Origin of the sequence: Spartinivicinus poritis (genome assembly GCF_028858535.1) — a bacterium.
In the GTDB taxonomy this organism is placed as follows: Bacteria; Pseudomonadota; Gammaproteobacteria; order Pseudomonadales; family Zooshikellaceae; genus Spartinivicinus; species Spartinivicinus poritis.
In genome coordinates this window covers 1-2,320 of sequence record NZ_JAPMOU010000139.1, presented here as the reverse complement: position 1 = coordinate 2,320, position 2,320 = coordinate 1, and the positions used below count along the sequence as shown (strand labels likewise).

General features: G+C 42.8%; 2 protein-coding genes. Both read right to left on the bottom strand.

Features of this window, described 5'->3' with window-relative positions:
• Positions 1–1,662 (bottom strand): ShlB/FhaC/HecB family hemolysin secretion/activation protein (locus tag ORQ98_RS29350; protein WP_274692377.1); only part of this gene is annotated, 1,662 nt, incomplete at its 3' end.
• A 178-nt stretch (positions 1,663–1,840) separates the two neighbouring features.
• The gene (locus tag ORQ98_RS29345) at positions 1,841–2,167 is read right to left on the bottom strand and encodes a hypothetical protein (protein ID WP_274692376.1); all 327 of its coding nucleotides are present in this window, start codon (positions 2,165–2,167) and stop codon (positions 1,841–1,843) included.
• Positions 2,168–2,320: the final 153 nt, after the last annotated feature.

Here is a 2,320-nt window from a genome sequence, read left to right as displayed (position 1 = left end):
GAAATGATTCGGTTTTGATAAAGTCTTAGAGGTAAATAGCTCCATATTGATATGCTCACCATGCAACCGTACCCCCAGTGCAACACCTGCTATTCTGCCTGACTGACCATCATTAAAGCGGCCATGATGAATAACGCCCACATCATAAGCCAATATCACAGAAGCACCAGTAAGGATATTACTTGATAGTGATTTGACATTAGGCACTTGCCAGGCCAGTTCATTACGCCAGTAATAGCCTGAATCACCAGACAATGACTGCTCATCAAAGCCTCTCACCGAACTTTGTCCTCCCACGCTAATTCGCACTGGACTGTGAAGCACATCATCACTCCACTGCCCACTGATCAAGGCGGTATAACTCAAGTCCTGACCAGCTAGCTGGAATGGCTTTACTGCACTGACCGTCGCTGAAACCATTTCATATTGCGCCTTAGGTGTCGCTGAATCATTGGTTTTATCATTTTGTGCACCGAGCCAGCGAGTACCCCGGTGAAAATTCAATTCGGTATTTAAGTACCCCCCTAAAACAATGCGACCATAATTCAGACCCAACTGAAACTCGGTGAGTTGATGGCTGTTTATATCCAGTAGTATTTCTTCTATGAAATTGCGGGTTCTTATATGAGAAACACTGGATTTAAGGTGTACTTTACTGACCTGATCACGAAAAACTAATCGTTCAACAGCGAGTTTATGGGTCCGATTATCGCCGGAATTTAAAAAAATAAAATCATTGGATTCTGAAAAAGTTTCATAGTCGTTGTAACTGAAACTGTAGGTACTGGTCCATTTACCGTAGGGGACATTATACTCCAGGTAACCAAACCGAGACTCTCTAAGCGAATCACTGACTGCATCCTTACCCGCCAGTAACCTAACCTGGTCATTAATATTCAGTGGATTATCCCAATCAAATTGGCTGGACCATTGCTGCTTGCCAGTACTGTCATTGCCGTGGTTGTGCTTGCTGAGGCTCACTCGCCAAGGGGCTGATTTTTGGTTTACCACCTGCACAATAGAAGCCCCTGCCTCCTCTCCTGGTAGGAGCTGCAACTTGGCATTGTTTGAAGGGAGCCGGTTAATCTGGTCAATCCCCTGTTCTAAATCCCGTAAATTTAAAACATCACCCGTAATACCTGGCATGGCAAAAGCGATTTCACATTCCGATATGTTCGCATCGGGGGCAGGCTCAATCGCTGATATTTTGCCTTCCACCACAATGATCACCAGTTTGCCTTCAGAAAGGTTTTGTTGAGGCACATAAGCCCGGCTGGTGATGTAGCCCTTAGCTACATACAAATTGGTTAATTTTCTCAGTAAGCTGTTAATTTGCGGCATACCCACACAGGTATTAATAAAAGGTTGTGTGATAGCGATAATCTCTGCTGGTTTAAACAAACTCACACCCGTTATCTCAATCTCCTTAACCTCAAAGCAACGCCCATCCGTCGGTAAAGCCCCCTCTTCATCTTCCACAATAGGCCCTGGTAACTTCTTTAGTTCTTCAATACGCCGTTGTTGCTGTTCAATGAGCTGGCGTTGTTGCATTTCGATGGTGTTTTGATCCAGTGGGGTAACTACTTCTTGGGAATAGGCTTGAAATGGGATTAACTGGACTACTAACAAAGCAATGGCAATTGTGTACTTACAGTAGTTCATTGGACCTACGGCCTTAAAGTATCCGTCGATCCATGACCTGTTATTGTTTGTTATGAGTATAGAATCATTCTGATAAGTTGGGGGCTTGCTTATATAGCAGCTCAGGTAATTGGAAGCTCAGTAACCCCTGAGCTCACAGTGGGCTAGGATGTGTGCAGAAGATAAAACAGTATATCTGCTATCCTTCTAAAGCAGTTTCTACAACCTTCTTTCCATCATCATTGACAAAAATTACACGTTGACGTGGATCATCTGCATAAGACCCAGACTCAATAAAACTAGCCTTAGATTGCTTTCGTAGTGTGTGGCCATTATAAAGTGGCTCGACGATATCTGCATACTCATGATGAGAGAGATTGAGCTTTTGTTTTAGGTCAACTGATCTTAATGGGCCTTCTTTAGACAGCGTTAATAGTACAATTATCTGATCAATAGTCAGGCTTGAGTCAATTTCTCGGAAAACTTGCAATGCATTGATCAAAGATGCTGCTTTTACTTTTGACATTTATTATGACTTCCAAAGTTAACAACTGTTGTATACTGGCGGATATAGTTAACAAATGCAATTAATAAAGCCCTGGACAGCATTGTTAAACACTGCAGAAGTTCCAGCTATCAGAAAACAATACTTATGGTTGTTCAACACAAGCAAGGCAGT